The organism is Paenibacillus sp. VTT E-133291, assembly GCF_002264395.1.
Classification (GTDB): Bacteria; Bacillota; Bacilli; order Paenibacillales; family Paenibacillaceae; genus Paenibacillus_AQ; species Paenibacillus_AQ nitricinens.
Genome location: NZ_NFVA01000008.1, coordinates 12311 through 38293, shown reverse-complemented (window position 1 = coordinate 38293; position 25983 = coordinate 12311). Strand labels below are relative to the sequence as shown.

Below are 25983 nucleotides of genomic sequence, written 5' to 3'. Positions count from 1 at the left end.
ATATCTGTTATGAAGCATTCTGAATGGCATCTGCCACCCGAATAGTTTTCTTTCTTCCAGCGTACAAATATACACCGAGTCCAAACATGACTAACAGTCCACCAGCCCATTGCAGCGCTGTTAATTGTTCACCTAAGAGCAGAAAAGCTAGGATGCTAGCACCCACGGGTTCTCCTAAGATGTTCATGGATACCGTAGTTGCGGATACATACTGAAGTAGCCAATTAAATAAAATATGCCCAAATACCGTGGGTACCACAGCTAGCAATATGAAAATCCCCCACTCATTCGCAGGATAATTAAAGAAGGAAATCCCCATGAACAGATTGTATATGGCAAACACGCCAGCTGCTGACAAGAAGACTATCAAGCTATACAAATAGGAAGGCATACGCACCACTAGCTTTTGACCGATAAGCATATGCACAGCTACCGCTACAGTACCTCCAACCGATAACAAATCGCCTTTAAGATTATCCGCAGAGATTCCAATGTCTCCCCAGCCGATAAATACTACACCGCCAATAGCAATACTCAGTCCCAGAATAGCAGACGCAGCCGTTTTTTCCTTATACAAAAAATAAACGCCCAGCATAATAAAAACCGGCTCCAGCGCCATGATCATCGTTGAACTAGCTACCGAAGTATACTTCAAAGAGCCCATCCAAAGCAAAAAATGTAGAGCAAGCATAGTGCCTGAGAGCACTAACATGATCCAGTCCTTTTTACGAAGCGCAACCGCTGCTCCACTGTATGGCCTTGCAAAAGGTAACATCAATAGCGAGGTGAATAACAGCCGATACATGCCTTGAATAGACGCTGGTGCTGCAGACCATTTAATAAAAATAGCAGAAAATGAGATGGCCACAATCCCAATCAACATTAATATTGGAATAGGAAGTGGCGGTTTTTTAAGATTCACATGGTACGCGTCCTTTCAATATCTAAAGTCACTTATGTTAATTTAACGCAGACCGTAAAAAAATGCATCTATTTTCATTAGATTTCACTAAAAAAAGCATAAGCCACGTCATTTCTGACGAGAGCTCATGCTTCTATAAGGTTACGGCTTCAGAACAACCTTGATACAATTCTCTTTTTTCTCACTAAAAACGTCATAGCCATGCTCTGCTTTACTGATGGGCAGGCGATGCGTAATGATATCTGTAGGATCAAATTTATTCTCTTTAATCATCTTATAAAGCAAAGGCATATAGTGAATAACTGGGGCTTGTCCCATCTTTAAAGTAATATTACGTTCAAATAGATGACCCAGCGGGAACATATTGTAATTAAGCCCATAAACCCCTACTAGCTGAATGGTTCCGAATTTACGTACAATATCCGAGGCCATCCTAAATGCGCTGAGTGAGCCGCCTTGTAGCTTCAGTGTGGTTTCCACTTTTTCCAAAGCAGATATTTTGGCATCCAAACCTACGCAATCAATAACTACGTCTGCTCCCCCATGAGTAATCTCCTTCAAATGCGCCTCAATATCCTTGATCTCTTCAAAATTATAAATTTCAACCTTATTGGTTTGCTTCGCATGCTGCAGCCTGTAACCAACATGGTCAACAGCTATGACTCTAGAAGCACCTTTCATCCAGGCGAATTTTTGAGTTAACAGTCCAACAGGTCCGCAGCCGAGAACAATCACTGTATCCCCTGGCTTCACGCCTCCGCTTTCTACTCCCCACCAGGCTGTAGGCACAATATCTGATAAGAAAAGAATTTTCTCATCTTCCATTTCCGCATCCTCAGGAACCACAAAGGGGCCGAAATTACCATAAGGTACCCGCAGTAACTCGGACTGCCCCCCGGCAAAGCCACCATAAGTATCGGTATAGCCTAAATAACCACCTGTGTCCTTTGCGTCATTAGAATTATCGCATTGGCTCTCCATCTCATGCTGGCAAAAGAAACACTGGCCACAGGCCACATTAAAGGGAATAATGACACGATCACCTTTCTTGACTTTAGTTACGTCAGGACCAATTTCTTCAACAATCCCCATAGGCTCATGACCGATAATATAATCATCATGCATACCTGGAATCTCACCGTTATAGATGTGTAGATCTGAGCCACAAATCGCTGTAGTTGTAATCCGAACGATAATATCGTCCTTTTTCTCAAGCTTCGGATCAGCTACCTCTTTAACCTTAACTTTTTTCTTCCCTTGATAGGTTAGTGCCTTCATACTGTTCATCCGCTCCTTTAGAGTATGGCAAAGGGTGTAACGATAACATCATCTATGTTATAACCCTAAGACCTATCTTCTTATCCATGAAGAAGCGGGGAATACATCATAAGCGCATAATTATCGGTTACATCTTCATCTCCAACTAGGTCGCCGGTACGTGTATATACTTTTCGACTAATCTTGTTACTGCGTATATACCCTCCCCAAGGTTCTAAGCTAATTCGATGATCACTTTCGTACACTTCATATTTATAAAGGGATTGCTCGTCGCATCTCCATTCCCCATGCAAATGGCTGTCATCCAGCCAGAGCTTTAATTGATAGGCTTGATTTGTGTTATTCTTCACTTGAAGATCCAAATAATTATAAGAACAGGTGGCCCCGCTTCCAAATGGCTGTGTACGCTGTTCATCTGGAAAAACATCATAGCTGTGCCGATGCCGTTCCGTAACCGTAAGAGGTGTATGCAGTGTCATCCAGTAGATCAGATTGGACAGCTGGCATAAGCCTCCGCCTACCCCGGAATGGAAGCCACCATAATGCAGCACCATTCCCTCCAGATACCCTTTTCGCTTCGTGGGCTTCCCGATGCTTCTCCAGTAAGAAAAAGTCTCCCCCGGCTGCACCATAAGTCCATCCAGTTTCGCTATCGCCAGACGTAAATTGGTTATTTTATTGTATTGAAGCACCATATCTACATTCCGTAGACTTCTTAATAACGGTGTAGCATGAGTCATCACTTCATTAGATAAAACTTCACTAGTGCGTTGCTTCGCCACCTTGCTGCGGCTAGTACACCATTTCAGATATCTTTTGTAAATAAAATATCGCTTTCCGGCAAATAATCTAAGTCGAGAACGCTGAATAGGTTTCATGGCAGCCTGAGAGGTATTCATCTAGAACTGAACCTCGCTTTCAGCTCGTAACTGGGCGAATCTCCCTCCAAGCAGGGCATTATGATGCTTAACGATCTGTTCACTATTCAGCATTTTGTTATCAAAGGTGCTATGAGCGTCTGAAACCAATACACTTTTATAGCCCATGCTGTATGCGCGTCTTATCGTCGTATCTAGACAGAACTCACTTTGCATTCCACAAATCACCAGATTCGTGATCCCCAGCTTCTGTAGCTCATCTTGCAGTACGGTTCGGTGAAAAGCATCCCAAGTAGGCTTCTCCACAATAACTTCGCCTTCCTGCGGTGTGATACGATGACTAATCTGCCACGTGGGCGTTCCTTTTGTATATTCCTCATCTTCTGTATGTTGGACATAAACAATTGGAGTGCCTGCCACCCTAGCTTTGTGCTGAAGGGAAATAATTCTCTCCATCACCCCCTCTTCATCGTACAGCTTTTGATCAGGGTAGGAGAACATAGCTTCTTGAACATCAATAATTAATAGTGCAGTTGAATTTTCCAAGTGGATAACCTCCTAGAGCTTTTACAAAAATAATACCAGATTATGGGACACTCTATCTACCTATTTAAAGACTCCAATCAACAAAAAAAGGGCATCTGCTAAGCAGACACCCACATCATTACAATCCTTTTTACTTACCGCGTTTATTATGCCAGATCAAAGCATGCAACTGTGGAAGTACTCGCACTCTATTCATTTCTGAATCCATGATCACTTTATTAAACAGCCACTCCAGCCTTCCCAAAAGTCGAGCAGAAATGTCTCCTTCTTCAGTGACATCATCATTCCCAGGCTGCAGGAAGAGCGGCACATTGGGATATCGCTGGTGAACGTCTTTTGCATAATCAAAATCTTTGTCATCAAACACAACGACTTTCAGGCTATGTGTAGAACGGCCCGGATTCTCCATCTTACGCATGATGGTATCTAGCATCTCCCAATTTGTCGTCATCCCTGAGCTTGGTGGTTTCGGACTGATGGTCAGCACATCCACATCATTGAACCAGTCCTGCCATTTACTGCCCTGAGTTTCTATAGCCGCTTGTTTCCCTCGCTCATGAAGCTGGTTAATAAAAGTGCCCATCCCATCACCAATTAAAGCAGGATTACCGCCGGAAATCGTAACACAGTCGAAATTATCTCCAGCTATAGCTAAAAGTTCATTCATAATTTCATCCGAGGTCATCATACGAACCTTGTCTTTCGCCGTGCCATCCCAAGTGAAGGAGGAGTCACACCAGCCACAGCGATAATCGCAGCCATAGGTGCGGACAAACATCGTCTTTACACCAATCACCGCACCTTCCCCTTGAATGGTCGGACCAAACATTTCAATTACGGGAATCTTACTCACAGTCACAGCCTCCATACAAGCGGTAAGACGGCCCATCCTCAGGGATATCTTCAGCCAGTACCTCTGCCCAGGAGGTTGGTGTCTCCCACAGCTTTACAGCGTAGAGCGGCAGCCCCGCTTGCTTCAGCTTATAGGCAATATAGGAGGACATATTCTCAACCGTGGTGCGGAAAGACAATAAAGCTACTTTGGAGCCAGTATTCACTAACGTCTCTAATACAGGTTCATTCCCCATAGCGAGAAAAGCGTGATCTAAACGATCTACAAGGCTTTGTTGTACTGTCATTTTGATATCGCTGAAATCAATAACAAACCCTTCATCCGAATGGCCTTCCGCGGTCATAGGTTTACCCTTGAGCACTACTTCAAGCTTATAAGTATGTCCATGCAGATTGCTGCATTTCCCCTTGTGGCCCACTAATTGATGCGCCGCGTCGAACGTGAATATTTTGCAGACTGAAACCTCGTTTAGCATTAAGAACTAACCTCCGTTCTTTCTGCCTCATACTGTTCAAGACCACGCTGACGTAAAAGACAAGCTGGACAAGTTCCACAGCCACTCCCAATTATGCCGTTGTAACAGGTTAATGTGTGTTCACGAACATAATCAAAATAGCCCAGTTCATCGGCCATCTTCCATGTTTCTTTTTTATCCAGCCACATCAGTGGAGTGTGTACTGCAAACTCATAGTCCATAGATAAATTCAGCGTAACATTTAATGATTTCACAAATACATCACGGCAGTCCGGATACCCGCTAAAGTCCGTTTGACAGACACCCGTAACGATATGGGAGTAATCCAGCTGTTTAGCTAATATTGCCGCAAAAGATAAAAACAACAGATTCCGTCCGTCTACAAACGTGCTAGGAAGCTCATCGCCTTCGCCAGCAACGATATCAATATCTTGGCGGGTTAGTGCATTGGGTGCCAGCTGATTCAGCAGCCCAAGATCTAGGATATGCTGTTGTACCTTAAACTTAGCCGCTATTTCTGTAGCCACTTCGATTTCGGCCGCATGCCGCTGATTATAATTGAAGGTAACAACCTGCACTTCCTCAAATTGCTTCAAAGCCCATACCAGGCAAGTGGTGCTATCTTGTCCGCCGCTGAATACGACGAGTGCTTTCTTATTCATCTAAATCTCTCCTTATCAACTTATTGGGATTAGCGGTTGTCCACTTTTTCCGGATAGAGGTCATGATTGATTAAGCGGTGCTCCGCTATCGCTTCATACTTCGTACCCGGTCTTCCATAGTTGCAATAAGGGTCAATAGAGATGCCTCCACGCGGAGTGAACTTCCCCCACACCTCAATGTAACGAGGGTCCATCAGTGCGATCAGATCATTCATAATAATGTTGACACAGTCCTCATGAAAGTCACCATGGTTACGGAAGCTAAACAAATATAGCTTTAATGATTTGGATTCCACCATTTTCTGCTCAGGAATATATGAAATATACAATGTAGCAAAATCCGGCTGGCCTGTTACAGGACATAAGCTTGTGAACTCAGGACAGTTGAATTTAACAAAATAATCACGCCCAGGATGTTTGTTATCAAACACCTCTAAAATATCTGGATCATAACCAAACTGGTACTGCGTTCCCTGATTCCCAAGCAAAGTAACCTCTTGCATTTCCTCTTTCATTCTTCCTTCTGACACGACAAAAAACCCCTCTCTTTTCCTTCGGCCTTGGCCGGTAATGGAAAGAAGAACGAGATTTCGAAAACTTGGCTCCACTAAGAAGAAACGGAAGCAACGTCCCGATAAAGGAGCGCATCCGCTTATATGATTTAATATACTCTTAGTTTTTTATAGAGGGAGTTCGCGAACCTCTCCTGCATCATCCGTGCAGACTTCTTCTTTAAGCATATTGCGTCTTGAACTATACCATGGGTAACCTGCTCCTGACAAGTTCTACGCTTTGCCTTAGCTTTTCCCTTGTCAAACAGTTGAAGTTTCCATGACTTCAATCACTCAAATTGGTGCTACCTTACAGAGATCAGCGAACAGCTCCAGGTTATCTCGGATAGAACAACGCATGTACAGATTGGGAAGCTCAAAAACAACACCAATTTGGCATGGATTTCTTTTTTATGATGTGAAATATTCATGCCATTAATTAAAATTTCTCCGCTTGTAGACTGAAGTAGACCTGTCATCATGCACATTGTTGTTGTCTTCCCAACACCCTTGGGACCTAGAAACCCAAAGGCCTCGCCCTTTTTCACAGCAAAAGTAATTCGTTCTAATATAGCAGAAATATGGATTCAAATCCTAAGAAAAGGGTAACTTAAACTTAATAATCTTCGAGGTAAAGGTGGGCTCATCTAATGGAACAAAGTATACAGAAAGTTATGGACTGGATTAACAGTCATGTGAATGAAACTATTGTAATTGAAAAGAAAGAGCTTCGTGATCTGGATAAAATTCATTTTAATCTAGAGGCCGTTGAGTTTCGGAGTGCGGAGGATGTTATCGATGATTATCTAGGGAGTGCAATAATATTAAAAGGATTTGGCAGCACTTTAAACGCCGATGGTGAGCTAGTATCGCTACCACACTCCACCTATGACTTAGCTATTGACGGGCTTCGGATTGAGGACATAGGAGATCGTAAGGCGGAAATTACGACAGATCGAGCTATATATACCCTCTCAGTAAATTAAGCAAGTTGTAATAACAGCAAAAGAGCCCGCAGTAAATCTGGGGCTCTTTCGATTTATACGATTAATAAGTTACTCTTCTCCAATGATCTCCACTTCAGTTTCCAGCTCCACACCGAATTTATCCTTCACAGTCGCCCTTACATGGTGAATTAGCCCAATGTAATCGCTGGCGGTTGCATGATCTGCATTTACAATAAACCCTGCATGCTTCTTGGATACCTCAGCACCACCGATTCTTGTTCCCTGCAAGCCACTCTCTTGAATTAACTGACCTGCAAACCGACCTGGAGGACGTTTAAAGACACTACCACAGGAAGGATACTCAAGCGGTTGCTTGGATTCACGCAGGTAAGTAAGTTCATCCATTTTCGACTTGATGGCTAATGCATCACCTGAAGTCATAGCAAAATTGGCCTCAAGTACGATGTATTCACCGCTTGCGAACACGCTTTTTCTATAACCCCATTGCAGCTCATCCCCTTGCAGAGTCACCAATTGCCCGCTCTTAGTTATAGCTAGCGCACTATGCAGTACATCTTTAATTTCTCCGCCGTAAGCGCCTGCGTTCATGTATAACGCTCCACCAACCGTTCCTGGAATGCCACAGGCGAACTCAAGACCCGTAAGCTCCATATCCAGCGCATATCTGGAAACATCAATAATCTTAGCGCCGCACTCCGCATATAAGAGATTGTCTCGAATCCCCACATCCGTTAGTCCTGCCGTTTGCAGAACGATTCCACGTACACCGCCATCGCGGATAATCACATTCGAACCGTTCCCAAGTACAGTAAGGGTGATCCCATTCTGTTCCGCATATGTAACAATCTTTTGAATTTCCTCATAAGTAGCTGGTGCTGCCAAAATATCTGCTTTACCGCCCATTTTGGTATACACGTGATCTTTTAAGTTCTCATGACTCTTCACAATTCCTGCAGTCATTAGCTGCTCTAGGTCATTTTGAATTTTGTCAATATTCATGTTTCATGCTCCTTTAACCATGTATAAATGATGGTCCTTAATCTATTTTTAGTAGTGGTATCATGGATTTGTAGGCAACCCCAACTGTAACAACGAACAGGCTCCCTTGTCAATGACGGGAGCCTGTTCGTTGTATGATTATCGAATATGATTATACCGCTTAATAGGCAGCAAGCTCGTAAGGAAGGCACAGTGGCACTCCCGTACGTGGATCTGGAACAATATCTGCTTCAATGCCAAACACTTCGCGCAATACATTTGGGGTCATAACCTCAGTAGGTGATCCTTCACTAATCACAGTACCCGACTTGATAGCTACCATATGCTGCGCATAACGAGTAGCATGATTCAAATCATGCACGACCATGATAATGGTACGCCCTTCTTCCTCATTCAGCTTTTGCAGAAGCTGTAGGACTTCAAGCTGGTGAGCCATATCTAGAAATGTTGTTGGTTCGTCTAAGAACAAAATATCCGTCTCTTGTGCCAATGCCATAGCGATCCAAGCGCGTTGACGTTGTCCACCCGATAGACGGTCAATCGGACGATCATGGAATGGTTCCATCCCCGTAACGGAGATTGCGTTCGAGATAATGTTGCGATCCTCTGCGGTCATTGTACCGAAACCTTTTTGATGGGGGAAACGACCGTAGCTGACAAGCTCAGAAACCGTTAGACCGTCTGGAGCTGTTGGGTTTTGCGGTAAAATCGCAAGTTGACGAGCTACCTCTTTCGTTGAAAAGTTATGGATTGATTTGCCGTCCAGCATTACACTGCCGCTCTTAGGCTTCATGATCCGAGCCATCGTTTTGAGGATTGTAGATTTACCGGAGCCGTTAGCGCCCACTAGTGCAGTGATTTTTCCCGTTGGGATAGTCAAGTTCAATCCTTTAACAATTGTAGCCTCTGCATACCCAATACTTAATTCTTCTGTATTCAAACGTTCTGACATGATAACAACTCCTTATAAGTTTTATGGAGCTATGCTCCTAGAATGAACTACATAATAAATTCCGCTTCGTAAGCACGCGCTACGTTGTATGGAGCTATACTCACGCTTTTGATTTGGCGAGTAAATATAAAAAGTAAGGTGCGCCAATAATTGCAACCACAATGCCCGTGGGAACTTCTGCAGGTTGTAATACCCATCTGCCGATCGTATCGGCAGTAATCATAAGGAGTGCCCCTGTCAACGCACTAGCCGGCAATAATACCTGATGACGGGGACCTACAAGCCTGCGAGCCAAGTGTGGTGCTATCAGTCCAACGAAGCCTATACCTCCGCTTACAGCAACGCAGGAGCCGGCAAGCGCCACTGCTGTCATGAGTAGAAGAATACGCTCCTTCTCCACTCTCATTCCAAGCCCTAGTGAAGTATGATCGCCTAGATTCAATACATTAAGAATCCGTGCTTTATAGAAGGCAAACGGTAACAAAATCGCTATCCAAGGTAACAGAGCAAGGACAAATCTCCAATCCCCACCCCATATTTTACCGGCGATCCAAGTCGCTACAAATTGATAATTATTAGGATCAAGCCGAAGTGCCAACACAAGCTGGCAAGCATTAATTCCGGCAGCGACCGCAATCCCGATAAGGATCAACCTTGTTGGAGATAGACCATCTGCTTTCCGATAAGCGAGAAGATAGATTAAAGCGGCGGTTAAGCTAGCCCCTCCAAGCGCTAAGAGCGGCAAGACGAATACCGGAGCTGCTGTTGTAGCCGGAAAAAACGAGATGAAAATGATTACCGCAAAACCTGCACCCGCACTTATGCCCAGCGTAGCCGGCTCAGCAAGTGCATTTCGTGCGAGACTCTGTAAGATACAGCCTGACACTGCAAAGCCCGCTCCAACCAACAGTGAAATTACGATGCGAGGTAATCTAAAATCAAATAAAATAAGCTTTTGCTGATGTGTTCCATCTCCCAGCAGTGTATGTAATACCTCCAATGGGGATAGGCGCATAAACCCTGTATTCATACTGATAATAAACATGACGACGATCAGTATAGCTAGGAGCGATAATACTGTAAGCACGCGTTTGCGGCGTTCTTTTTCATTTGGAGAAAGGGTTAATCTGTGCATTACAGCTCCCCCTTCCGCTTACTCGCCAAGTAAATGAAGAAGGGTACCCCGATAATGGCAATTAAAGCGCCTAGCGGCGTTTCATAAGGTGCATTGATCATTCTAGCGGCGATATCCGCAAAGATAATCAATAAGCTCCCAAGTACTGCCGAGCAAGGAATAATCCAGCGATAATCTACCCCCACGAAATAACGCGTAACATGTGGAATAATTAGTCCTATAAAAGCAATCGGGCCAACCATGGATACTGCACTTCCGGCAAGAACGACTACAACAATCATACATGCCAACTGGACTAATCGAGTCCGCTGCCCCAGACCAACGGCCACTTCCTTACCTAAACTGAGCAATGTGACGGAACGCGATAACATCATCGCTGCAATTAATGCCACAAACACCCAAGGGAAAATGATTTTGATCTGAGTCCAGCTAGCTCCTCCCATTCCACCAGCTAACCAAAAAGCTATATCCTGAGATAAGTTAAAAAGAATCGCTATGCCCTGGCTAACAGCAACTAGTAATGCGCTGACAGCAGAGCCCGCAAGTGTCAACCGCAACGGTGTCAGGCCATTAAAGGAAAGCGACCCAATTCCGAATACGATAAAAGAAGCAACTGCGGCACCAATAAAACAAAACAACATAAGTGTAGTGAAGGAGAGCGAAGGTGCAAAAGCAAATACTATAGCAAGCGCTACACCCGCTCCCGCATTCAAGCCGAGCAGACCTGAATCCGCAAGTGGGTTCCTTGTCATCCCCTGCATGATTGCCCCGGCTACTGCGAAGCAAGCACCGACTAAAGCACCTGCGATCACGCGTGGAAGTCTTAGTTCTCTAATCACCTGATGTTGCTGTATATCTGGATTGAATTGAAATATTGCTTCCCATACCGTAGCTAGCTTGATATTTGCCGCACCCACTGAGACTGAAAGTGCCAGTCCAAAGGCAATAGCAGCAAGTCCAAAAATCAGAATACCTATTGCAGCTGCCGGACGGGTATGTAGAGCTTTTTGTGTATCATTTTTATTGCGATGTGCGAAATCTGAGGGTGAAACCATGAGTCGTCTCCTTAATCGATAGTTACAATAGTCTATATGATAACAACAATCATTCTCATTATCGCAAAAAAATTAATGTTGTACAATTGCAGGAGCCATTTTCCCGTAATATGGGCGTAGTTTATAAAAAAATGGTGCAGATCTTTGTATCTAAGATACTGATCTGCACGCCCTTCCCCACCCAAATGAGCAGTCTCATTCATGGTGAATTACGACTTTTATTTCACAAGACTTGTTAACACATCGTCAATGATTTTGCCACCAGCGTTCGCACCACTGTATAGCCAACTGCTTGTTGAGCTCATTTCATGCACATTACCAGCTTTTACAGCCGGGATGCCTTTCCAAATGGCACTGTCCAGAATCTCCGAACCCTCAGTCTTATCACTATTTACAAGGATAATATGATCTGCAGTCAGCTCAGAAAGCTTCTCCAGCGAAATTGGATTCCAAGTAGCTCTTGTACCCACAGGAATTTCTGTTACTAAGTTAGGCAGCTTTACACCAAGGTCTGTATATAATACAGCACCACTGCTGCGAGTTTCGTCTACAATATAGAAGTTTTTTTGTACCAGCCATAAAATCGCCACGGACTCTTCTCCAATAGCTCCTTTAAGCTTTTCTTTCGCAGCCGCCGCTTTGTCTTCATAATCTTTAATGGCTTTCTCTGCTTCAGGGGTTTTGTTCAGAATTTCACCAATCTTGAGTAGCGATTTACGCCAATCTTGATTTAGCTTATCCCCAATCACATATGTCGGTGCAATCTTATTCAGTTGGTCGTAGATACCATTCTGTACGGAAGACTCCGATGGGATAAGAATCAGATCCGGAGCGAAGCTGGTTACTGCCTCCAATGGAAGATCGTAGCTAATGGTAGGGACATCTTTCAATTCAGCAGCCAGATAATCCTGAACGCCATTTGGCACAGACCATTGGGCTACTGGAGTCACACCCAGCGTTACCAAAGAATCTTCCAAATAAGAACCCAGAACACGCCCAGGATTAGCAGGGATCGTTACTTCATGCCCCATCGCATCCGTTAACGTTTTTGGTGCTGCCGGTGCTTCTGTAGCTTCTGCAGTAGGCGCTGTTGTAGGCTCCGTTCCTGCATTGGATGAACTTTCAGCATTATTATTACCGCAAGCGGATAGGAATAGCGTCATCACTATTAGTCCGATCATCGTCAATTTCATGCTTCCAAATCTTTTTCTGTTTAACGAAAACATTAAATACCCTCCTAATATATACCTGCTTTGATATTCAAAGGTGTTGTTTACCTCTGTCTCACTTTTAAATGATATTGATTCTCATTCTCTGTGTCAACCTATAAATTTAAAATTTTGTTGATTTGCAGCATTTTCCTTCAAGAAAAATACAAAAGAGACTATATTCCGAACGTTCCGGATATAGCCTCTCCTTAATAATCCATTATTTATTCAAATGATAGGGGACAGTCGCAACTACAACATCTTTTGAATTCATTAGATACGAACGGATTAAAAAGCTGGTCTGATTATGAAGTACAGCTTGCCACCAATGCTTAGTTATAAACTGTGGAATCAGAATCGTGATATGATCCGTCGCTGCGGTCTTCCACTCCACGGTATCAATAAATTTCACTAACGGACGAATAATACTGCGATATCTGGAACGAAGTACAATCAGGCGTACACCCGGATTCCATTCCTCCCACCGTTGCTCCATCTTTTGAATGTCCTCTTCATCAAAGCCAACATACACGGCTACTACATTATCTGTTAGAGACTTAGCATAGCTGATGGAATGCAGTACAGCACGTGTTACACCAGCAACAGGGACAACAACCGTACTTCCTTTAATCAAAGGTTTATCCGTAGCCGGACATATACGAAGCTGATCTGCAGTGTTCAAATAGTGCTTGTGAATGCGGTGGAACACAAACATTACAGCAGGTAAGAAAATGAACGCCATCCATACGCTTGAGAACTTAGTAATGATAAAAATAAGCGTAATTGTCAATGTAGTCAGCATACCGATGGTATTTACAACAAATCTTTTTTTCCATCCCGCTGGTTTGGTTTTAAACCAATGAAGACAATGTGAACGGAATGAAGACACCTACCGCATAAAGAGGAATCAAGCTTTCTGTATTTCCGTGAAATGCAGCTACAAGTACCGCAGACAGAACACCTAGAAAAATAATACCATTTGAGAAACCTAGACGGTCACCACGAACCATAAAAGCATGTGGCATATATTTATCTTTTGCAAACATAAAGGCGAGCAGCGGGAACGCTGAGTAAGCTGTATTAGCTGCTAAGAATAAAATGACTGCTGTAATCCCTTGAATGAAAAAGTATAAAGTTCCGCGACCAAAGGTCGATTCAGCGATCTGAGAAACAACCGTTGCCTTTTCATCAGGCACTATACCGTACCAATAGGCCAGTAATGTGATACCTGTAAACATAAATCCAAGTATAACCCCCATGACCATTAAGGTCTTGGCTGCATTCTTTTCAGCCGGTGCTTTAAAGTTTGGAATGGCATTAGATACAGCCTCTACACCCGTAAGTGCCGAACAACCAGAACTGAAGGCTTTTAATAGTAGAAACAAACTAACATTGGAGACGGCGCTGCCTATTTCAGGGACATTCGCATGTACGCCACCTGCTGCATATTTAATAACACCGGAGATAATCAAAACTACAATCGACACCACAAACAAATACACTGGGATTGCGATAAATGAAGCCGATTCTGTAACTCCGCGAAGATTAATCAATGTTAGAAGAATAATTACGGATACAGCAATAAGAACCGTGTGATTATGAAGACTTGGAAACGCTGATGTGATCGCATCTGTCCCTGCCGAGGCACTAACAGCTACGGTCAGAATGTAATCCACTAACAAAGACCCTCCTGCTAAAAGCCCTGTCGGAACACCAAGATTACTCTTGGCAACGATGTAAGCTCCTCCTCCTTGCGGATAAGCGTAGATCGTCTGCCGATAGGATAAAATCAGGATGGCCAGCAGGCCCAATACGGCTAATGCAATTGGCAGGGAATACCAGATGGCAGTAAACCCGGCAGCCACCAGTACAATCAGAATTTGTTCCGTTCCGTAGGCTACAGACGAGAGCGCATCAGAAGACAGGACAGCCAGTGCTTTAACCTTGGATAACTTTTCATGATCGAGTTCGTTCGACTTCATCGGACGCCCGATCAATAGTCGTTTTACCTTGCTTACCATGGTGGATACAGTTCCTTTCCTTGGGAGCTGAAACGGAATTTCCGCGCGCTGTTTTCATTGGTGGATTTCATAAATGCAGACACAAAAAATAGCATACGGAAATGATCCGCATGCTATGCATGGTCATTATCCCACCTTGCTTACGAGGTTAGCTGGCGGATTCGGGCTGTGGTTTAGCCCTACGGTACAAGTCCAATCGACCTATTCCGATTCACCCCATTGGCACATATGCCAAGTTTGGTTCCCCCGTTTTTCCTAAGAAAATTCAGCGCATATTCAACTTCTCACAAGGTCTAATATTAGTCTACAAAGTGTATGCAGTAAAGCGTTGAAAAAAATGAAAAAAGAATGAAAAAACATCCAAAAAGCGCAAATACATCGTCTAATTGGATGCTCTCTTTCATTCTCTTCAATTATCCCTCTGGGTCGTGTTTTTAGTCACTTTTCACATTTTTTCGTTCCTTCAAAGTTGAAAAATCAAAATCCTAAACTTTCTTCTGTTTCTAATTCCATCACTTCTTCTTCCTTGCGTCCGTACCAAAGTAAAATACTTATTAAAGCAAACGCGATTAAAGCAAGAAAAGGAATCGTAATGAATCCGAAATAGTTCAAGTAATCCTTATTACAAGGAACACCAATTGTACAAGGAAGCACTTTACTTAACGCAGGAATCTTCTGCTCCGCATAATGATAAATCGAGATACTGCCACCAATCAAGCTTAATGGAAGTACATATGGGATAATCCTTTTATCTCCTCGAAACGTCGCAATTCCCAAGAGGAATAACTGAGGATACATAAAAATTCGCTGGAACCAGCAAAGCTTACAAGGTTCATATTTCAATACTTCGCTCAAATACAAGCTACCAGCTACAGCAACTAAAGAGACGAACCAGGCCAGATACAGGCAGTTACGCTTGCAAAAAGATAGGAACTTTGTCACTTTGCCTCCACAGCTTTTGCGGCGTCGTTAATTTCAGTTGAAATCGCTTCAACGTTAAAAGGATCCGCAATCATTACTCCATTGATGTAAAGGGATGGTGTAGTCGTCACCCCAGCTTCACTAGCTAACTGCATACCCTTATTCAGCTCATCTGCATACGTACGATCCTTAATATCTTTACGAAGCAGTTCGTAATCGATAGCTAACTTCTCTTTCTCCGCAAGGCTTACTAAGAAATCTTCAGTCGCCCATTCTTCACTTTCATCACCTTGCTGAGCATATACAGCATCATAGAACTTCCAGAACTCATCATTATTCTGATGATAAACAGATAATGCAGCAAGTGAGGCCGTTTCAGAGTCTGGACCAACGAAAGCCATATTTACAAAGTAGAGCGCTGCTTTTCCCTCGTTGACAAAATCTTGAACAATTTTCGGTTTAACTGAAGTTGCAAATTGGGAACACGCTGGACATTTTAAGTCTCCAAATTCAACAATTTTAACAGGTGCATCCTCTTTACCAACTCTAGGTAGCTCACTGTAATTGAATGCTACTGGTTCTCCCGAAGTGGCATTTTTTGTGGCATCTTTCGAAGCTAACATAAACAATCCAACAAAAATAATGACTACTAAAGCAATTGAACTAATAATTAAAATTCTCGTCTTCTGCTTTTGCTGCTCCTGTTCTACCCGCCGTTTCTCTTGTTTGCTAAGCTGGGGAACGCTTGTACTTTTATTAGGTTTACTCAAGGAGAGTTCCTTTCTGTCCTCTGTGGACTAATGTAGTTTTTATCATATACATTTAAAATTATATAATTTTTAGTCTCTTTTTGGCAAACAATACTGTAAAAACTCTGTAAAAAAAGACACAGCACTATAGCACTGTGTCCTAATCATTCTAATAAGTTCGTTATGCACCAGCTTCTTCAGTCAATAGCTGTAACTTCAGCAGTTTAATTCGAGAAATCCGCTTATGATCCGTTTCTTCCACAATAAACAGATGATCATCAAATTCTACAGACTGTCCTTTTTGAGGTGGATTAACCTCCAATTTAGAATACAGCCAACCGCCTATCGTATCATAATCCTCAGTATCCATATGGAGCCCCAAAAGATCATTGATCTCTTCAATAAGCATCAAGCCGTCGATGGAGTGTTCATCCTCCCCCAGCTTCTCAACACCAGGACGTTCTTCATCGAACTCATCCTGAATTTCTCCTACAATCTCCTCCATGATATCTTCCAGCGTAACCATTCCTGATGTTCCACCGTACTCATCAATCAGAATGGCGATTTGTGTCTTTGCGCGCTGCATGACTTTCAACAGAGCACTAATCTGAATAGATTCTGGTACAGTTAGTATAGGACGGATCAATTTATTATAGCTTTGTTCACGATCCCTAATTAAGTCCTTGATATGGATGAAGCCAAGGATATGATCCTTATCACCATCACAGACAGGATAACGCGTCCTCATTCCATCAAAAGCAATCTCAAGGTTCTCTTCCGTTGAAAGATGATTATTCAAGCAGATCATTTCTGTTCGAGGAATCATGATCTCGCGGGCCATTGTATCCACAAATTCAAAAATATTGTCAACCAGCGCCATTTCGGTATTATCAATAAAGCCGCTTTTATTACTTTCTTGCATAATAATACGGATTTCTTCTTCCGTATGCGCCGTTCCCAGCTCTGAAGCAGGGGATAAACGGAAGATCCGTAATAAACCACGTGCCAGCCCGTTTACGATCCAAATCACTGGATACATGATCTTGTAAAACACATTCATCGGCCCCGATGTTAGCAAAAGGACAGATTCAGCCTTGTTAACTGCAATAGTCTTAGGTGCAAGCTCTCCTAGCACGATATGCAAGATAGTGATAAACATTAGAGCAATAATCAAAGATACAACATTAACAGCGGTTACTCCAAAACCTATACTTCCTAATAAGGGCCCAACAAGGTTAGCTATAGCGGGCTGCCCCAACCATCCTAACGCAAGTGAAGCCAATGTAATACCAAGTTGACAGGCGGATAGATAACCTTCCAAGTTGCGTACAATGCTTCTCGCTTTTAAAGCTTTTTTACTACCTTCTTCAATAAGGGTATCGATTCTACCGCTTCGTACTTTCACCATTGCATACTCAACTGAAACAAAGAATCCATTTAATAATACCAACAGAATAATAAGACCTACGTGTAATATACCGGGTAAAGGGTCGCTCAATTTATAATCCTATCCACCATTCTCCGTACGGATGGATAGGCCCACCTCCTTCGTTTTTTAAGAGTATTGGCAAATCGCTTGCCAGTTGTTCCTTTCAGTATCAATTTCCCAATGCTTTCATCTCCAGTCTAGAATCACGTTTTTGAATATATACTTTATTATATTAATATATTGGGGCAAACCGCAAGCATGCGTGTCCTTTCGAAAAAAAATAGGCCTTTATTCCCCTTATTATTCCAAAATATCAGCATAAATAGAGAAAACCCCCTCACGGTTAAGTGATGGGGTTCATACCAAATATAAGACCTTGATTAACGACAGTTTCTTGTTGTAGGAGGATTACCGATCACACCAGGGTACTGATAAGTAAGGGGCTCATCAAATGTAGCATAATCAAAATAAATCATAAGTAATACAGTACGTTGACCAGTTACTGGGTCACTAATAATAATGTGGTCACGGCCCGCAGCTTCCAGCACACCCTTGTAAACTTTGGCATTCCACTCTTTGTTATTTTCGTAAGTAAAATAAAATGTACCTACTTTGCCTAAATTCAGTCTGAAAATATTTTCGATATACGATTGTTCAAACTGTTGAGGCGGGTTTTGAACTACAACCCCTCCTGGTGTCATCGGACTTCCGCTGCTAACTTGTGGTGGCATGCTACCCATGCCTTGCATTCCTTGCATCCCTTGCATGCCTTGCATTCCTGTAGACATTGGCATTTGCATACCTGAAGAAGAAACACTGCCAATAGTGTAAGTAACGGGACGGTATGGTTGAACGATCATTTAATGAAACCTCCTAAATATTTATCGGAGCAGTTGCTCCCTTTGGATACAAAAGAACCTTTACACTAGCTTACTGAGAGAATTACTCATAATAATGAGTAATTCTCTTTTACACAGTTACCCTGTTAATTACCAATAAATACAGCCGGGCAATCTTCTCCAGTCGGAGTAAAGAAACAATGAGCTTTAAAGCGGCCAGTGTTTTGTTGGTTATACCAGGTTGGAGGGCAATCTCCTACAGGACGGAAGAACCATAAAGCATTGGTCGCTGGCCATGTTCTTTCACCTGCAATTGCACGTTTAGCAAGACGGATGTCTGCTTCTCTTGCTCGTTGATAAAAGTAGCTTTTTTGCGGGGCTTCGAATCCTCCCGGACTTTGATAGACCATGTCATTCACAGTACGAATGTTCAAAAAATCAAGGCAATTGCCAAGAATCCGGTTGACACCAACATTGCCAACCATAAGCATACCGAGATCTCCATCTTCCTCAGCTTCCGCTCTCATCAACCGCGCTAGCACCCTCACATCTTCCGAGTTCGTTTTGATGACGGCCACGCTGTCTCCTCCTTGGGGTTGCTTCGTAAACAACCTCGTTCTTAACTGCATGGTGTATTGTATGTGCATTAGCCCAAGAGGTGACAGTTCCCACCTAATTTTAAAGCCATTTACATTCCGTCTAGTTGCTTATTAGACCGCAAATAAAAACCATCCCTCTGCTCCGTTGAATAGAACAGAAGAATGGTTTAAGAATGAATGCTAATGACTACTCCGCTGTGGAGTAGTGTGGTTGTCGCTCAAATCCGTGATATCTAGTTCCTTGATAGGTAAGCATGCCTTTATCGCCTTCTGCACTCATTCCATATTCATGGCCATCTACTTTAAATTCAATTCGAGTGCCTCCATTCAATTCGTACGTTAAGTAGTATGTTGTACTTGTACGACTTGAACCATTATCTTCTTGAACCTGCTGCTGCCTTATTTCACTCCGTTTGCTGACGATACGGGCAGGGATAGTTAGCATGGGTGAGCTATTGTTCCGGCTCCATTGAAGCAAACCCCTGCCTGCTGAAACTGCAAGAATACCAACCATTACAATGAGAAATATTGGCATCACTGTTCCAGAGAAATCAAACATCCATGAAAGATCCGGGCCCATTCCCATGACATTGTCCCCCTTCATACCCATTAATTCAACCCTTAGCTTAACTTCAGGCACTTCTGTACATGTATATGCCTCTTCTAGTCCAGAAAGCATTAAATTAGTGAGACTTCATGCAAAAAGACCACTTCGTTTTCTTAGAAATCAAGAAATCGTGTGGTCTTTAATCATAGTTTTGAGTGTTCAGATTAAGCATGAACGAGGTCTAGCAATTGCTTCGTTTCATCAGTCTCAACATCTAACATACCATTGTCTGCCCAGCATGCTCTGCATTGTTCTTCCGTTTCACACAGGTGAGCATCATCACAGTTGTAGCAAAGTTGCAGTAGGTTTCTTGTCATATAATCTGTTTCAAAAGTTTTCATTGTAATCTCTCCTATTCGAAAGTTAAGTTTGTGAAAATTTGAACTTGTTCTATGTGTTAAATATATCACACAATCAATTAAATGTCATGTGATTTTTTTCACATCTTTAAAGAAAATTTTAATTAAGTTTTTTCCTTATATTCAATCAATCAAAAACAAATTGATTTGGAAGTTCATTCTTGTTTATTTTTTAAAGAAAGCTGTTTCAAAAGTAGTATCTACTACTTTTGAAACAGCTTCACTTTACATCACACGCCAACTAATCCCACCATTTGTAGTTTGTAAGAGGAGCGAGCGTTTTTGTTCTTTTTTCTCAAGCAAAAGCCATCCCACCTCTGCGGAAATAAACTGCATCTTAATCGTCTCAGGATATTCCTCAAGCTTAGACTGCAGAACACTGCTCTCCTTAAGAGGGAGCCAAGTTTTCCCTTGATTAACGGTATGGTAAAGCGTATCACCAATAATTGCCCAACCAACTTGCGAATCCAGAAATGTCGGAGCGCTCTGATGATTCCCTCCGGTTGGACTCTTTAATTCAAAAGGGGTGAATTTCCAGTTGTCTCCACCATTAGCGGTAAAGTAACCGTGGTAAGTAATCGTCTTATCTTTATCATTTTGGCAGCCCACAGACATCCAACCATTAGTCTTACTAGCATCGAAGAACTCTGGTTTGCCAGTAATGACTCTGTCACAGCTTTCCAGTTGTTCATTTACCAGAAAAGACTGTCCCGGATTCCAACTCTGCCCGCCGTCCTTAGTTATAAAGATCTTAGGAAGGGCACCGGTTTGCAAAGTCACAAATCCTTCTACATGATTCTTGAAGATCATTCCAGTACTTACTCCTGTGAACGGGATCGAATGATTTGGAAGGTTCGGATTATACTGTTCATTCTGCATCACTTCTTCCCATGTGGCCCCACCGTCTGTCGTTGAATAAATCGCCTTGCTTTCCTTATTAGGAGTAGCGTTCGCAGAGGTCATTAGCCATCCCTGAGTTGGTGAATTGAAATAAACGGAAGATACATTATTATCATCACCTAATGAAGAGATTTTCCAGCTCTTCCCTCCATCTGTGGTTCGTAACACTATATTTTCTGTCGTACCAAAGGCACTTCTTATAATCCAACCATGATTAGAGTCAGTGAAAAAGATGCCTTTTCCATAGACAGGTGTGGAAAGGAACTGCACATTGGGTGCAGGAGAGATATTAGCCCAGGTCGACCCGTTATTATGGGTAACGTACAAACGAAGTTCATTTTTTGTTACACCCCATACCATGCCCTCTGTCTCACTAAGCAGATGAAAACCCGTAATTCGAGTTTGAACCTGATATTTCGGGCCACTCTCTTTGTTAGTATTGTTACTAGGTGGTGTAATGAGAGTAATCGTCTGTCCTTCTTCCGGTGCTTCTGTAGGTTGTGGCTGTGGAGAAGGCTCCGGTGGTGGTGAAGAACATGCTGAGACTATCCACGCTAGAAAAAATAGCATCATAAACATTCTTAGAGTTTTCAATCCAGCGGTTCTAGATGTCAATGCCCTCTCTCCTCTCAATTGGAATCTTATTTATAATTTAACTTACTATTACGGTAGCCGTATAGAAAATAGATCAGAAGCCCAAGACCTGTCCAAATCAGAAATCCAATCCATGTCTCACTTCCTAGATTATACATCAAATATCCGCATGTTGCCGCACTTAGCAATGGAATGAAGGGTACCCAGGGTACTCTGAATCCTCTTTTCATATTAGGATGAATAACCCGCAGGGCAATTATCCCCAATGAAATGACAAAGAAGGCAAACAGTGTTCCAATGCTTGTTAAGTTAGCCAATCGATCCAATGGAATAAAGCCCGTTAATACAGCTATAATGATCCCAACCATCCACGTACTCCGAATAGGTGTCTGTGTTTTAGCATTGATCTTAGACAATCCTCGTGGTAAAAGACCATCACGTGAGATTGCAAATAACAATCTAGTTTGACCGAACAGCATTACGAGCAGTACGGTGGTCATTCCCGCAATAGCTCCAACAGAGATTAAACCCGCTATCATATCTTGATTTACAACACGGAGCGCATAAGAAACGGGATCACTAACATTGAGATCCGTATAAGGTATAATCCCCGTTAATACAAGTGAAACTAGGATATACAATACAGAACATATAGCAAGGGATGAAATAATCCCTATAGGCAAATCGCGCTGAGGCTGCTTTACTTCTTCTGCAGCAGTCGATAACGCATCAAAACCTATGTAGGCAAAGAAGACAGTTGCCGCACCGTTCACAACACCTTGATAGCCAAAGGGCAGGAATGGAGTCCAGTTCTCTGGTTTAACATAGAAAAATCCAGTTACGATAAACAAAAGCACTACAGCTATTTTGATAATAACCATAATCGCATTAAAACGAGCAGTCTCTTTAGTTCCCCGTGTTAGTAAGTAGGAAATTAGTAAAATGATTATTACTGCTGGTAAATTAATAATGGTACCTGCTTCCGCATTATACGCCCCGGATAGTGCTGTAGGAATATGGATACCAAAGCCCTCTAAAAGTCCCTGTAAATAGCCTGACCACCCGCTGCTCACTGCAGCTGCTGCAACGCCATACTCTAACACAAGGTCCCAGCCCAAAATCCAAGCGAGTAATTCTCCAAAAGCTACATAACTATAAGCATAGGCACTTCCGGAGACTGGGATGCTCGATGCAAACTCTGAATAACAAAGGGCTGACAGCACGCAGGCAAACGCGGCTAACAGGAATGAAATGACAAGGCCAGGACCAGCGTGTTCTGCTGCCGCTACTCCTGTCATTACAAAAATACCAGTACCAATAATCGCTCCTACACCTAACATGGTTAGATCCAGCGCACCGAGTGTTTTATTTAACTTGGTTGTACCGGAGTTTGAAGGTGCGATTAGCGGTTTTTTGCGAAATAAATCCATTCTTACATTCTCTCCTGTCTAGTCTTGTTGTCAAATTGATTAGAGAATTTCTATTAAGTATGCCCAAAATGGGGTAATGCATTAAATAAGACCTGCTTGAAAACAATATCGTTAGCGATTATGATGGACAAGATTAAAAGCTAAAAATTTTAATTACTGAGGAGATGGAATCATGGCCCCCCCGAAACCCAATCGTGTCGTAGTCATTGGTACTGGAGCAGTTGGTACAACAACAGCCTATACATTACTGCTACGGAGACGTATGCCTGAGCTTGTACTTATTGACGTTAATCAAAAGAAAGCCCTTGGAGAAGCATTGGATATGAATCACGGTATGCCTTTTGTTGGTGGTGTGAAGCTATGGGCTGGTACATATGAAGATTGCCGGGAAGCGGATATCATCATTGTAACTGCCGGTGCATCACAAAAACCGGGTGAGACCCGGATAGATCTTCTCCGCAAAAACATTTCAATTTTCAAAGATATCGTTCAAAAGATCACCAAATATAATCAACATGCGATACTACTTATTGCTACTAATCCTGTAGATATTTTGTCATATGCCACTTTGAAAATAAGCGGTTTTGATCGCAGAAGAGTCATCGGTTCCGGAACGGTGCTGGATAGCGCACGTTTTCGCTACCTGATTGGACGCCACAAAGAAATTGATCCACGCAGTATTCACGGTCAGATTATCGGGGAACATGGAGACTCGGAACTTCCGGTTTGGAGTCTAGCGAATGTTGCCGGGATTGATCTCGGTTTTGACGAAGCAGAACAAGATGAAATATTCCAAGATACTAAGAATGCCGCTTATGAAATTATTGATGCCAAAGGCTCAACCTCTTACGCAATAGCATTAGCACTAGATCGTATTGTAGTCTCCATTCTTCATAATGAAGGCTCTGTATTGAACGTATCTACTTTATTGAATAATTATAACGGAGTTTCGGATGTCTACCTTGGCGCGCCTTGCGTCGTAGATCGGTCCGGTGTACGAGAAGTACTAGATCTTCCATTGAATGAAACAGAACGAGCTCTATTCCAGAAATCTGCCGAGAAGCTTAAAGCTGAGATAGCTAAGCTGGAACTATAAGCAAAAGAATACATGGGGTTCTCCCTACTGTCATGATACAATGGCAAGGGATAGCCCCTTTTTCATGAAAAGAATTGCACTTAGAATTCTATCAAATCTGGATTTGCAATTTCGACATGGCTTCTTCCTTCTCACGGCTCGTGATATGCGTGTAAACCGTTGTTGTCTGAATGGAAGAGTGTCCCAGCAGCTCTTGAACCGTCCGCAGATCCGCACCTTTTCGTAGCAGCATGGTAGCGAAGGAATGTCGTAGCTTATGGCTGGAATAGGGTCGACGTTGTGCAGCAGGCACATCCCTTTGGAAACGATCGAAGGTGTCCGCAGCGATTTGCTGAATGCCACGTATGGACAGCCTGCGTCCTTTTTGTGAAATGAACATAGCTTCCTCTTTACTGCGCCAAGGATTTAATCGTTCTTCAATCGCCAGATCGAGAAAAGGTACCACATCCTCTGGGATCGGTACATTACGCCATTTACGTCCCTTACCGAACACTCGAAGGGAATGTCTTTCTACATTATAATCACTTAAATTAAGCGTGTGGACTTCCCCCACCCGAAGCCCCATATAGGACATCAGTAAAAAGACTGCTAAATTACGGCCTTTGTATTTCCCATCTATAGAAGACAAAAATCGCCCCAGATCACCCTCATCTAAGTAGACCGGCTCGCGATTGATCTCCGTTTTAGATTTCTTAATCCCAGCTGCAGGATTGGTTAGAAGCAATTCCAGCTCAATTAATGCCTTGAAAAAACAGTTAATTGAGGCATGCTTCCGGTTACGGGTAGCATCACTTACTCCACGTTCACGCACTGACGTAAGAAAAGAAATAACATGCAGCTTCTTTACGAACTCTAGCTTTTTACCATTCAGACTTTCTAAAAACTGTCTTACATCTACTAAATAGGATTTCTGCGTATAGGGAGTGTAACCGGCATCCTTCATCCAGATTAAAAAAGCCTCAAGCCCCTCTTCGTAGTCTTCACTCCACTCATTCATGGCTTCGAGCCTCCCTTGATTTCGACAATCTATTGTACCATAGAATGGCTATATGAATTAAACTTAGCTGCTCCATTTTTCAGCATGCTTTTGCACAGCTTTTAAAAACTCTGTTAGAACAGGAGATTTCCACTTCTTATGATGATAGGCTATTTGAGTTGCAACCCGCTGGGATTCATCATTCCAATTCAACCTGGCTAACTTCCCTTCCGCTAATTCGTTGTTCACTGTAATCATTGGAATAAAAGCGATGCCTAGACCGGCCATAACACATTGCTTGATTGCCTCGATACTCCAAAACTCTAGTGTAGGGTCAGGAAATACCCCGTGGCTGTTTAAATGATGCTCGAACAAAGTACGGTAGCTACAACCGGTTTCCGTATGCAGTATCGTTTCTCCCTTAAGGTGTAGAGGCTCTACCTCCGAAAGATTAATTAGAGGGTGTTCCGGCGGGGCGATCAGGGTCATTTGTTCATGCACCAGAGTTTCTATATTCAGATCTTTATCTTCCGTTTCGGATTGCAGTAAGAAAGCCAGATCCAGTTCACCGGAACGAACTAGATCTGTTAGCTCCCAGCAGGCTCCAGGCTTCAGAAGAATTTGGACCTTCGGATATTTAACACGAAACTCCTTGATAATGCCTGGTAAACGAAAAGCAGCCAGAGATTCAGGTGCGCCAATTCGTAAAGACCCTGTTAACTCACTCTCGGAGCGAAGAGCATCTTGCGCTAGAGAGTGCATTCTGGAGATCTCTTGTGCGAATGGAAGCAGACGGCGGCCTGCATCGGTTAGGATAATCTTTTTACTGATCCGATCAAATAAAGGCTGACCTATTTCAGTCTCTAGCGCTTGGATCTGTGCGGTAATACTGGATTGTGCATAATCAAGCTTCTGTGCAGCACGGGTGAAGCTTCCAGTTTCCACTACAACTATAAAGGTAAAAAGATGACGTGATTCCAT

27 protein-coding genes, 1 pseudogene and 2 riboswitches are annotated in these 25983 nt (G+C 42.9%); of the genes and pseudogenes, 2 read left to right on the top strand and 26 right to left on the bottom strand.

The genetic code is table 11. The features are described from left to right. Positions 1 to 7: 7 nt before the first annotated feature. The 9 genes from CA598_RS05480 to CA598_RS33430 form a co-directional block, all read right to left on the bottom strand. Complete coding sequence (locus tag CA598_RS05480; RefSeq protein ID WP_179283590.1) at positions 8 to 922, bottom strand: DMT family transporter; 915 nt, start codon at positions 920 to 922, stop codon at positions 8 to 10. Between the two features lie 141 nt (positions 923 to 1063). Then, complete coding sequence (locus tag CA598_RS05475) at positions 1064 to 2200, bottom strand: zinc-dependent alcohol dehydrogenase (RefSeq protein WP_094875759.1); 1137 nt, start codon at positions 2198 to 2200, stop codon at positions 1064 to 1066. Positions 2201 to 2280: 80 nt separating this feature from the next. Beyond that, positions 2281 to 3099, bottom strand: coding sequence for a VanW family protein (locus CA598_RS05470; RefSeq protein ID WP_256990365.1), 819 nt, complete (start codon positions 3097 to 3099; stop codon positions 2281 to 2283). Continuing rightward, a complete protein-coding gene (locus tag CA598_RS05465) occupies positions 3100 to 3624 on the bottom strand; it encodes a cysteine hydrolase family protein (RefSeq protein ID WP_094875757.1) in 525 nt (174 codons plus the stop codon). 130 nt (positions 3625 to 3754) lie between these two features. Beyond that, entirely contained in the window at positions 3755 to 4477 is a 723-nt protein-coding gene (gene queE, locus CA598_RS05460) for a 7-carboxy-7-deazaguanine synthase QueE (protein ID WP_094875755.1), read from the bottom strand. Beyond that, the gene (locus tag CA598_RS05455; protein ID WP_094869113.1) at positions 4470 to 4952 is read right to left on the bottom strand and encodes a 6-pyruvoyl trahydropterin synthase family protein; all 483 of its coding nucleotides are present in this window, start codon (positions 4950 to 4952) and stop codon (positions 4470 to 4472) included. Before CA598_RS05455 ends, queE begins: the two co-directional genes overlap by 8 nt. Next, positions 4952 to 5614, bottom strand: a complete 663-nt coding sequence (gene queC, locus CA598_RS05450) for a 7-cyano-7-deazaguanine synthase QueC (protein ID WP_094875754.1) — start codon at positions 5612 to 5614, stop codon at positions 4952 to 4954. Before queC ends, CA598_RS05455 begins: the two co-directional genes overlap by 1 nt. Positions 5615 to 5643: 29 nt before the next feature. After that, on the bottom strand, positions 5644 to 6129 hold the full coding sequence (gene queF, locus CA598_RS05445) for a preQ(1) synthase (protein ID WP_094869177.1): 486 nt from the start codon (positions 6127 to 6129) through the stop codon (positions 5644 to 5646). A gap of 151 nt (positions 6130 to 6280) precedes the next feature. Beyond that, a riboswitch (PreQ1 riboswitch) is annotated at positions 6281 to 6324 on the bottom strand. A 146-nt stretch (positions 6325 to 6470) separates the two neighbouring features. Then, positions 6471 to 6725, bottom strand: coding sequence for an ATP-binding cassette domain-containing protein (locus CA598_RS33430; protein ID WP_373455809.1), 255 nt, complete (start codon positions 6723 to 6725; stop codon positions 6471 to 6473). Positions 6726 to 6815: 90 nt separating this feature from the next. On the opposite strand from CA598_RS33430, the gene ymzB reads away from it, so the two are divergent. Then, the gene (gene ymzB / locus CA598_RS05435; RefSeq protein ID WP_094875750.1) at positions 6816 to 7151 is read left to right on the top strand and encodes a protein YmzB; all 336 of its coding nucleotides are present in this window, start codon (positions 6816 to 6818) and stop codon (positions 7149 to 7151) included. A gap of 69 nt (positions 7152 to 7220) precedes the next feature. On the opposite strand, the gene murB is transcribed toward ymzB, so the two are convergent. The 15 genes and pseudogenes from murB to bcaP form a co-directional block, all read right to left on the bottom strand. Beyond that, the gene (gene murB, locus CA598_RS05430; RefSeq protein WP_094875749.1) at positions 7221 to 8132 is read right to left on the bottom strand and encodes a UDP-N-acetylmuramate dehydrogenase; all 912 of its coding nucleotides are present in this window, start codon (positions 8130 to 8132) and stop codon (positions 7221 to 7223) included. Between the two features lie 160 nt (positions 8133 to 8292). After that, the gene (locus tag CA598_RS05425) at positions 8293 to 9084 is read right to left on the bottom strand and encodes an ABC transporter ATP-binding protein (protein WP_094875747.1); all 792 of its coding nucleotides are present in this window, start codon (positions 9082 to 9084) and stop codon (positions 8293 to 8295) included. A 100-nt stretch (positions 9085 to 9184) separates the two neighbouring features. After that, a complete protein-coding gene (locus tag CA598_RS05420; protein WP_094875746.1) occupies positions 9185 to 10219 on the bottom strand; it encodes a FecCD family ABC transporter permease in 1035 nt (344 codons plus the stop codon). After that, entirely contained in the window at positions 10219 to 11274 is a 1056-nt protein-coding gene (locus CA598_RS05415) for a FecCD family ABC transporter permease (protein ID WP_094875744.1), read from the bottom strand. Before CA598_RS05415 ends, CA598_RS05420 begins: the two co-directional genes overlap by 1 nt. Positions 11275 to 11492: 218 nt before the next feature. After that, complete coding sequence (locus CA598_RS05410) at positions 11493 to 12500, bottom strand: ABC transporter substrate-binding protein (RefSeq protein ID WP_094869120.1); 1008 nt, start codon at positions 12498 to 12500, stop codon at positions 11493 to 11495. A 202-nt stretch (positions 12501 to 12702) separates the two neighbouring features. Next, a pseudogene (locus CA598_RS05405) lies at positions 12703 to 14503 on the bottom strand (APC family permease). Positions 14504 to 14626: 123 nt separating this feature from the next. Continuing rightward, positions 14627 to 14784: riboswitch (cyclic di-AMP (ydaO/yuaA leader) on the bottom strand. Between the two features lie 196 nt (positions 14785 to 14980). After that, entirely contained in the window at positions 14981 to 15445 is a 465-nt protein-coding gene (locus tag CA598_RS05400; protein WP_094869122.1) for a disulfide oxidoreductase, read from the bottom strand. Further along, a complete protein-coding gene (locus CA598_RS05395; RefSeq protein ID WP_094869123.1) occupies positions 15442 to 16194 on the bottom strand; it encodes a DsbA family protein in 753 nt (250 codons plus the stop codon). The genes CA598_RS05400 and CA598_RS05395 overlap by 4 nt, the downstream gene beginning before the upstream one ends. A 160-nt stretch (positions 16195 to 16354) precedes the next feature. Beyond that, positions 16355 to 17671 carry a hemolysin family protein gene (locus tag CA598_RS05390; RefSeq protein ID WP_094869124.1) on the bottom strand — a complete coding sequence of 439 codons (1317 nt, stop codon included), beginning with the start codon at positions 17669 to 17671 and terminating at the stop codon, positions 16355 to 16357. A 311-nt stretch (positions 17672 to 17982) separates the two neighbouring features. Beyond that, a complete protein-coding gene (gene gerQ, locus CA598_RS05385) occupies positions 17983 to 18462 on the bottom strand; it encodes a spore coat protein GerQ (RefSeq protein ID WP_094875742.1) in 480 nt (159 codons plus the stop codon). A 125-nt stretch (positions 18463 to 18587) separates the two neighbouring features. After that, entirely contained in the window at positions 18588 to 19019 is a 432-nt protein-coding gene (locus tag CA598_RS05380; protein WP_094869125.1) for a cell wall hydrolase, read from the bottom strand. Positions 19020 to 19227: 208 nt separating this feature from the next. Next, positions 19228 to 19620, bottom strand: a complete 393-nt coding sequence (locus CA598_RS05375) for a DUF2500 domain-containing protein (RefSeq protein ID WP_179283592.1) — start codon at positions 19618 to 19620, stop codon at positions 19228 to 19230. A gap of 191 nt (positions 19621 to 19811) precedes the next feature. Then, positions 19812 to 19988: a hypothetical protein gene (locus CA598_RS32130; protein WP_179085723.1), complete on the bottom strand. Its 177-nt coding sequence runs from the start codon at positions 19986 to 19988 to the stop codon at positions 19812 to 19814. 243 nt (positions 19989 to 20231) lie between these two features. Then, positions 20232 to 21521: a WD40/YVTN/BNR-like repeat-containing protein gene (locus CA598_RS05370; protein ID WP_094869126.1), complete on the bottom strand. Its 1290-nt coding sequence runs from the start codon at positions 21519 to 21521 to the stop codon at positions 20232 to 20234. A 26-nt stretch (positions 21522 to 21547) separates the two neighbouring features. Next, positions 21548 to 22930: a branched-chain amino acid transporter BcaP gene (gene bcaP, locus CA598_RS05365; RefSeq protein WP_094875739.1), complete on the bottom strand. Its 1383-nt coding sequence runs from the start codon at positions 22928 to 22930 to the stop codon at positions 21548 to 21550. Positions 22931 to 23102: 172 nt separating this feature from the next. Here bcaP and CA598_RS05360 point away from each other — a divergent pair, with 172 nt between their 5' ends. Next, positions 23103 to 24026 (top strand): L-lactate dehydrogenase, encoded by a 924-nt coding sequence (locus CA598_RS05360; protein ID WP_042188714.1) that lies wholly within the window; start codon positions 23103 to 23105, stop codon positions 24024 to 24026. 91 nt (positions 24027 to 24117) lie between these two features. Here CA598_RS05360 and CA598_RS05355 read toward each other — a convergent pair whose 3' ends face one another. After that, positions 24118 to 25023, bottom strand: coding sequence for a tyrosine-type recombinase/integrase (locus tag CA598_RS05355; protein ID WP_094875737.1), 906 nt, complete (start codon positions 25021 to 25023; stop codon positions 24118 to 24120). A 63-nt stretch (positions 25024 to 25086) separates the two neighbouring features. After that, entirely contained in the window at positions 25087 to 25983 is an 897-nt protein-coding gene (locus tag CA598_RS05350) for a LysR family transcriptional regulator (RefSeq protein ID WP_094875735.1), read from the bottom strand.